This is a genomic window from Quisquiliibacterium sp. (assembly GCF_982640115.1).
Window position 1 is genome coordinate 1 of the sequence record NZ_CEXFHW010000174.1, and the last position, 8,014, is coordinate 8,014.

Genomic DNA, 8,014 nt, shown 5'->3' on the forward strand with positions numbered 1-8,014 from the left:
GGTTGCTGCTCATGACCTGCGGGCCGGGCTGGATGTTGTGGATCATCATGGCCGCGACCATCAGCGCCAGCACCGGGGTGGTCGGGATGCCCAGGGTGAGCATCGGGATGAACGAGGTCTGCGCACCGGCGTTGTTGGCGGCCTCGGGACCGGCCACACCCTCGATCGCGCCCTTGCCGAACTCCTCCGGGTGCTTGGAGAGCTTCTTCTCCATGGCGTAGGTGGAGAACGAGGCCAGCACCGCGCCGCCGCCGGGCAGGATGCCCAGGATGGAGCCCAGGGTGGTGCCACGCAGGATGGGGAAGATCGCGCGCTTGAACTCGGCACCGGTGGGCAGCATCTTGCCCACCTTGCTGGTGAAGACCTCGCGGTTCTCGCGCTGCTCGAGGTTCAGGATGATCTCGGCGAAGCCGAACATGCCCATGGCCACCACGGCAAACTCGATGCCGTCGGAGAGCTCGGGCACATCGAAGGAGAAGCGCGCCACGCCGGAGTTCACATCGGTGCCGATCATGCCCAGCAGCAGGCCCAGCACCACCATGGCCAGTGCCTTCCAGATGGAGCCGTTGGCGAGCACCACCGCCGCGATCAGGCCCAGCACCATCAGCGCGAAGTATTCCGCCGGGCCGAACTTGAAGGCGATCTCGGCCAGCGGCGGCGCGAAGGCAGCCAGCAGGAAGGTGGCCACGGTGCCTGCGAAGAAGGAACCGATGGCGGCGATGGACAGGGCCGCGCCGGCCCGGCCGCGCCTGACCATCTGGTAGCCATCGAGCGTGGTCACCACCGATGAGGACTCGCCCGGCAGGTTGACCAGGATGGCCGTTGTGGAGCCGCCATACTGCGCCCCGTAGTAGATGCCCGCCAGCATGATGAGCGCCGAGGTCGGGTCGGTCATCTTGTAGGTGGCCGGCAGCAGCATGGCGATCGTGGCCAGCGGGCCGATGCCGGGCAGCACGCCGATCAGGGTGCCGAGCAGCACCCCCACGAAGCAGTAGAAGAGATTGTCGACCGTGGCCGCGGTGGCGAAGCCGATGGCCAGATTGCCGAGAAGTTGGTCCATGGTGGTGGGTCCTGGGGCGCTTTACTTGGTCATGAACTTGGGCAGCAGCGGGAACTGCAGCTCAAGCCCCTTGACGAACACGAGGTAGGACATCACCAGCAGCACCGCCGCCGAGATGAGGGCGTCACGAAGACGAAACTCGAAGCTGGCCGTGGAGGCCACCACCACCAGCACCACCAGGGCCACGACGATGCCGAGCTGGGGCAGGAGGGTGGCAAAGAGCGCCACCGATACCAGCACCAGGATCAGCTCGCGCCAGCCGACCTTGGCCACGCGGGCATGCTTGGCCTTGGAACCGAACGCACCGGCGGCGATCACCAGGCCCAGCAGCGTGCACAGGCCGCCCAGCATGGTGGGGAAGTAGCCGGGGCCCATCTTGGCGGCCGAGCCCAGCTGGTACTGCTGGGACAGCGCCATGAACAGCAGGCCGAAGCCCGCGAACATGATGCCCGCCCACAGGTCGTGGTGGTTGCGAAGCTGCATGCTGTGTCTCTCCTGGTTATGCGGGACAGCGATTCGTGCCACCGCCCATCGCTGGCGCGAAGGATAGCCGGAACCTCGGCCCGGGCCAACCCTGGGCATCCCGCTTCGCGATGGCGCCCGCTTTCGGTGCCGTCAGGGCGCGATCAGGTGGCGTCGCTCCCGTGCGAAGCGGGTGATGCCGGCCCGGTCGAGGTATTCGAGCACCTCGATGGTCAGGTTGCGGCCGATGCCGCTGGCATCCCGGTAGGCCGCGGCATCGAAGCCGCCGTCAGGCGACGCCGCTGCCAGCGATCGGGCGATGGCCGCGAGAGCGGTCAGCGCCTCGGGGGCGAAGAAGCGGTTGGGTGCCACCGCCAGCACATGGCCCAGCGCGCTCATGCGGCGCAGGAAGCTCAGCAGGTCGGCGCGCTCCTGCCCGAGGGCGGCGGCGAGTTCGCCCACGATCGGCGGGCGCAGCAGGCTGGCGCGCAGCATCGGCATCACCCGCGCCAGCAGGGCGGCATCGGCCTCGGCCAGCCGGGCTTCGTGGCCGGGCAGGCGCAGGCTGGCGCCCTCGCGCACCACCGCGCCGGCGGCGACCTGCGCGGCCAGAGCCGCGCGCGCCACCTGCCGGGCCTGATCGCGGCCCACTGGCCAGGCGCCGGTCAGGGACCTCTGCTCGTCGAGCATCGCGTCGAGCAGTTCGCGCTCGATCGGGCCGATGCGCGCCGGCTCGGTGTCGTGCTGGCGGGCAAGGCAGCGCGTGACCGAGGTCTGCCAGGCCTGCCAGCGCGCCGGGTCGATCGCCAGCGCCGGCCGAAGGCCTGCGGGACGGGCGGCCTGGCCGGCGTCGAGCATCGCCACCAGGGTCTCGGGCAGCAGATTCCAGGCCTGGGCGAAGGACTCCACGGACAGGCCCGCCGGGCTGGTCTGCAGCAGCGCCTGCAGGGAGCTTGCGGCATCGGGCAGGCCCCAGCCGGACAGCAGCAGGCGGCGCTCGGGTCGGCTGCGGCCCCGGGCGGGGGCGAAAGGATCGACCACTTCACCGCCGCCCAGGGTGCGGGCGGCGGCCGGGTCGCGCAGCACGAGGCGGTCGCCGCGCAGCGCCGACACCGGCCGGGCGAGGATCAGCTGGGCCAGGCGCTGCGGCCCGGCCCGCGCCTCGTCCTCGTCGAGCCAGGCAAGCTGACAGCCCACGGCATCGGCGCCGAGATGGACCTGAAGCTGCGCACCCCGGCGTACCGACCCGCCGCCCTCATTCGGCAGCAGCCGCAGGAGGACATCGAGGCGCTGCGTGGGCGCGTGCAGCGCGGGCGCCAGCAACCACTGGCCGCGACCGGCCTGCTCGGGCTGCAGCCCGCCGCCGGCCAGATTGATCGCGCAGCGCTGGCCCTGCCGGGCCTCGCTTGCCGGGGCGCCCTGCGCATGGATGCCGCGCACCCGCCCTTCGCGGCCGAGCGGCGAGATCACGAGGCTGTCGCCGGGCAGGGCGCGGCCGCTGAGCACCGTGCCGGTGAGCACCAGACCCGCGCCGGCGACGCTGAAGGCGCGGTCGATGGCCAGGCGGAAATGACCCTGCGGCTGATCGGGTGAGGCCGCGGCGGCGGCCTCGGCCAGGTGCGCGCGCAGCGCGGCCAGCCCCTCGCCGGTGGGTGTGCTCACCGGGAACACCGGTGCGTCGGCCCAGGGGCTGCCGGCGAGCAGGCCGTGCACCTGCGCCCGGGCCTGCGCCATCTGCTCGGGCGCCACCCGGTCGATCTTGGTCAGGGCCACGGCGAGCGCCCGCGCGCCGGTCAGGCCCAGGATGGCGAGGTGCTCGCGGGTCTGGGGCATGGGGCCGTCATCGGCGGCCACCACCAGCAGGGCGAGATCGACCCGGCTCACGCCGGCGAGCATGTTGCGCAGGAAGCGCTCGTGGCCGGGCACATCGATGAAGCCGACCGGCTCGCCGCCGCCCAGCGGCGCATAGGCAAAGCCCAGGTCGATGGTGAGGCCGCGGCGCTTCTCTTCAGCCAGGCGGTCGGTGTCCACGCCGGTGAGGGCGCGCACCAGGCTGGTCTTGCCGTGGTCGACATGGCCGGCGGTGGCGATGATCATGGGCGGTCACGGTAGCGCATGGCGGGCCGCGCCGTCGGCGCGGGGGTTTCGGTAGAATGGCCGATTCCTTGCAGATCAATGAATTGCCCCGCATGAACTCGGCCGAAATTCGCGAGAAGTTCCTGAAGTTCTTCGAGTCGCGCGATCACACCATCGTGGCCTCGAGCCCTCTGGTGCCCGCCAACGACCCCACCCTGCTGTTCACCAACAGCGGCATGGTGCAGTTCAAGGATGTCTTTCTCGGCAAGGAGCAGCGGCCCTATCGCCGCGCCACCACCGCGCAGCGCAGCGTGCGCGCCGGCGGCAAGCACAACGATCTCGAGAATGTCGGCTACACCGCCCGGCACCACACCTTCTTCGAGATGCTGGGCAACTTCTCCTTCGGCGACTACTTCAAGCGCGATGCCATCCGCCATGCCTGGGATCTGCTCACCGGCGTCTACGCGCTGCCGGCCGAGCGCCTGTGGGTGACGGTCTACGCCGAAGACGACGAGGCCTACCGCATCTGGGCCGACGAGATCGGCGTGCCCGCCGAGCGCATCGTGCGCATCGGCGACAACAAGGGCGCGCGCTACGCGTCGGACAACTTCTGGCAGATGGCCGACACCGGCCCCTGCGGCCCCTGCACCGAGATCTTCTACGACCACGGGCCCGAGGTCGCCGGCGGCCCGCCCGGCAGCCCCGAGCAGGACGGCGACCGCTACATCGAGATCTGGAACCTGGTGTTCATGCAGTTCGAGCGCGACGCCGCGGGCACGCTCACGCCGCTGCCGCGGCCCTGCGTCGACACCGGCATGGGCCTGGAGCGTCTGGCGGCCGTGCTGCAGCATGTGCACAGCAACTACGAGATCGACCTCTTCCAGGCGCTGATCCGCGCCGCCGCCCGCGAGACCGGGGTGAGCGATCTCTCGCTGCCCTCGCTGCGGGTGATCGCCGACCACATCCGCGCCTGCGCCTTCCTGATCGTTGACGGCGTCATCCCGGGCAACGAGGGTCGCGGCTATGTGCTGCGCCGGATCATCCGCCGCGCGCTGCGGCACGGCCACAAGCTCGGCCAGACCCGGCCTTTCTTCCATCGCCTGGTGGCCGACCTCGACCAGCAGATGGGCGAGGCCTACCCCGAGCTGCGCGCTGCGGGCGCGCGGGTGGCCGAGGTGCTGCTGCAGGAAGAGCAGCGCTTCGGTGAAACCCTCGAGCACGGCATGGGCATCCTCGAGGCCGCGCTGGCTGGCGGCACTCGTCTGCTCGACGGCGAGACCGCCTTCAAGCTCTACGACACCTACGGCTTCCCGCTCGACCTCACGGCCGATGTCTGCCGCGAGCGCGATGTGACGGTTGACGAGGCCGGCTTCGAGGCCGCCATGCAGCGCCAGCGCGAGCAGGCCCGCGCGGCGGGCAAGTTCCGCATGGGCGAGAGCCTGAGCTACGAGGGCGCGCTCACCCGTTTCGTGGGTTACGAGCATCTCGGCCATGCCGGGCGGGTCACCGCGCTTTATGTGGGCGGCGCGTCGGTGCCGGTGCTCGGCGCCGGCCAGGATGCGGTGGTGGTGCTCGACACCACGCCCTTCTACGCCGAGTCGGGCGGCCAGGTGGGCGATGCCGGCGAGATCACCGCGGGGGCGGCCCGCTTCCTCGTGGCCGACACCCAGAAGGTGCAGGCCGATGTCTTTGGCCACCACGGCCGTCTGGCCAGTGGCGAACTGCGGGTGGGCGATGCCGTTCAGTCGGCGGTCGATCTCGCCCGGCGCTCGGCCACGGTGCGCAACCACTCCGCCACCCACCTCATGCACAAGGCGCTGCGCGAGGTGCTCGGCGACCATGTCCAGCAGAAGGGCTCGCTGGTCGACCCCGACAAGACCCGTTTCGACTTCAGCCACCACGCGCCGATGTCGGCCGAGGAACTGCGCCGCGTCGAGGCCATCGTCAACCGCGAGGTGCTGGCCAATGCGGCCACCCGGGCGCAGGTCATGGCCTTCGACGACGCGGTGCGCGGCGGCGCCATGGCGCTGTTCGGCGAGAAGTACGGCGACAGCGTGCGGGTGCTCGACATCGGCAGCTCGCGCGAGCTCTGCGGCGGCACCCATGTGCAGCGCACCGGCGACATCGGTCTGTTCAAGATCGTGGCCGAATCCGGCGTGGCGGCAGGCGTGCGGCGGGTCGAGGCGGTCACCGGCGAGAACGCGCTCGTCTGGGCCCAGCACACCGCCGGCCTGCTCGGCGAGGCGGCCGCGGCGCTCAAGGCCACCCCGGCCGAGATCTCGGCGCGCATCGCGCAGATGCTCGACCAGGCCCGCGGCCTGGAGCGCGAGCTTGCCCGGCTGAAGTCGCGGCTTGCGGCCTCCCAGGGCGATGACCTGGCTGCCCGTGCGGTCGAGGTCGGCGGCATCCGGGTGCTCGCCGCCAGCCTCGAGGGGGCCGATCCCAAGACCCTGCGCGAAACCATGGACAAGCTCAAGGACAAGCTCAAGACCGCGGCGGTGGTGCTGGCCGCGGTCGACGGCGCCAAGGTCAGCCTGATCGCCGGCGTCACTGCCGATGCCACCGCCCGGGTCAAGGCGGGCGATCTCGTCAACTTCGTCGCCCGTCAGGTGGGCGGCAAGGGCGGTGGCCGGCCCGACATGGCACAGGCCGGCGGCACCGACCCCGCGGCGCTGCCGCAGGCCCTGGCCGGCGTGGCCGCCTGGGTGGCCGGACAGGTGGGCGCCTGAAGCGCACCGGGGCCCGCATGAGCCTGGCGGGCCCGTCCGGCACCGATCATCCGCCGCGGCTGTGGCCGGTGATCTGCCTGGGTGTCATCGGCCACACCGCCTTCAGCGCCAGCCGCATGACGGTGTCGCTCGCGGCCATCTCGCTGCAGGCCTCGGCCTTCGTCGTCGGGCTGCTGCTGTCGCTCTATGCGCTGCTGCCCATGCTGCTGTCGGTGTCAGCCGGCCGCTGGATCGACCGGGGGGGCACCCGCGTGCCGATGCTGCTCGGCTCGGCGGTGGTTGCGGTGGGCTTCGTGCTGCCCGCCATCTGGCTGAGCCTGCCGGCGCTCTTTCTCAACAGCCTGCTGGTGGGCACCGGCTTCATGTTCTTTCACATGGCCGTGCAGAAGCTCACCGGCGATCTTGGCGAGGGCGCCCAGCGCATGCGCCACTTCGGCCATCTCGCGGTGGGCTACTCGGTCTCGGCCTTCTGCGGGCCGGTGCTCGCCGGGCTGCTGATCGACCGCTGGGGCGCCGGCTCGTCCTTCGGCGCCTCCTTCGCTGCCTCCACGCTCCTGATCGCGGCGGCCTTTGCGCTGCTGCGCTGGCGCTGGACCTTCTCCGGCCAGGCCTCGCGGGTGGCGCCGGCGCAGGCACGACGCGGCCGGCTGCTCGACCTGCTCGCCTCGCGGCCGTTGCGGCTGCTGTTCCTGTCGGTGGTGGTCACCTCCACCGTCTGGGACGTGCACATGTTCCTCACGCCCATCCAGGGCAGCCGCATCGGCCTGAGCGCGAGCCAGATCGGCGCGGTGCTCGGCGCCTTCTCGGCGGCCACCTTCACCGTGCGGCTTTCCCTGCCGCTGATCTCGCGCCGGCTGCGCGAGTGGCAGCTGATCGGTGTGGCCCAGCTGGTGGCCGCTGCCGTGTTCCTGGTGTTCCCGCTGGTCACGAGTTTCTGGGGCCTGATGGGGCTGTCCTTCCTGCTCGGGCTGGGGCTGGGCGTGGGCCAGCCGGCGGTGATGTCGCTCCTGCACGAGGTCAGCCCGGCGGGCCGGGTGGGCGAGGCGGTGGGCCTGCGCATGAGCCTGGTCAACGGCACGCAGGTGGTGCTGCCCACGCTGTTCGGCGTGGTGGGCACGCTGCTGGCCAGCGTGATGGGTGGCGCGCTCGCCTATGCGCCGCTCTTCTGGTGCGTGTCCGTCGGTGCCGTGGCCGGTGGCCTCACCGCGCTTCGGCAGCGCACGCAGCGCGGCGATCCGGTCGACCCGCCCGCCGCCAGCGGCTAGACTGTCGGGTTTCCCGCCCGGTAGCGCACGACCGGCCTTCGGCCCCGAGGCCTTGCGTGTCTCGTCGTGTATGCGCCACCGGCACCCGTCCTTCCTGGAACCCTGTCATGAGCACCACCGCCCCTTCGCCCTCGGCCGACAAGGAAGTCGATGCCCGCGGCCTGAACTGCCCGCTGCCCATCCTGCGCGCCAAGAAGGCGCTGACCGACCTCACCAGCGGCCAGGTGCTGCGGGTGATCTCCACCGACCCCGGCTCGCAGCGCGACTTCACCGCCTTCGCGCGCCAGACCGGCAATGAACTGGTTGCGGTCGAGCAGGGCGACCGTGAATGGTCCTTCTACCTTCGCCGTCGTTGAGGAGCGCGCCATGACGGTCCAGTTCGACTTCAGCGGCCGCACGGCGCTGGTCACCGGTGGCGTATC

Annotated in this window: 6 protein-coding genes; 3 read left to right on the plus strand and 3 right to left on the minus strand. The window is 71.2% G+C overall.

Annotated elements, in window-relative coordinates; all coding sequences use genetic code 11:
• The 3 genes from AC2H6A_RS15935 to selB form a co-directional block, all read right to left on the minus strand.
• On the minus strand, positions 1 to 1,060 hold a 1,060-nt coding region (locus tag AC2H6A_RS15935; RefSeq protein WP_484274687.1), incomplete at its 3' end, for a tripartite tricarboxylate transporter permease.
• Positions 1,061 to 1,081: 21 nt separating this feature from the next.
• Positions 1,082 to 1,543, minus strand: coding sequence for a tripartite tricarboxylate transporter TctB family protein (locus tag AC2H6A_RS15940; RefSeq protein WP_484274688.1), 462 nt, complete (start codon positions 1,541 to 1,543; stop codon positions 1,082 to 1,084).
• Positions 1,544 to 1,675: 132 nt separating this feature from the next.
• Positions 1,676 to 3,619 (minus strand): selenocysteine-specific translation elongation factor, encoded by a 1,944-nt coding sequence (gene selB / locus AC2H6A_RS15945; protein ID WP_484274690.1) that lies wholly within the window; start codon positions 3,617 to 3,619, stop codon positions 1,676 to 1,678.
• A 92-nt stretch (positions 3,620 to 3,711) separates the two neighbouring features.
• Here selB and alaS point away from each other — a divergent pair, with 92 nt between their 5' ends.
• From alaS to AC2H6A_RS15960, 3 genes are all read left to right on the plus strand, one after another.
• Positions 3,712 to 6,327, plus strand: a complete 2,616-nt coding sequence (gene alaS, locus AC2H6A_RS15950) for an alanine--tRNA ligase (protein ID WP_484274691.1) — start codon at positions 3,712 to 3,714, stop codon at positions 6,325 to 6,327.
• 17 nt (positions 6,328 to 6,344) lie between these two features.
• Complete coding sequence (locus AC2H6A_RS15955; protein WP_484274692.1) at positions 6,345 to 7,592, plus strand: MFS transporter; 1,248 nt, start codon at positions 6,345 to 6,347, stop codon at positions 7,590 to 7,592.
• A 107-nt stretch (positions 7,593 to 7,699) separates the two neighbouring features.
• Complete coding sequence (locus tag AC2H6A_RS15960; protein WP_484274694.1) at positions 7,700 to 7,948, plus strand: sulfurtransferase TusA family protein; 249 nt, start codon at positions 7,700 to 7,702, stop codon at positions 7,946 to 7,948.
• Positions 7,949 to 8,014 lie beyond the last annotated feature (66 nt).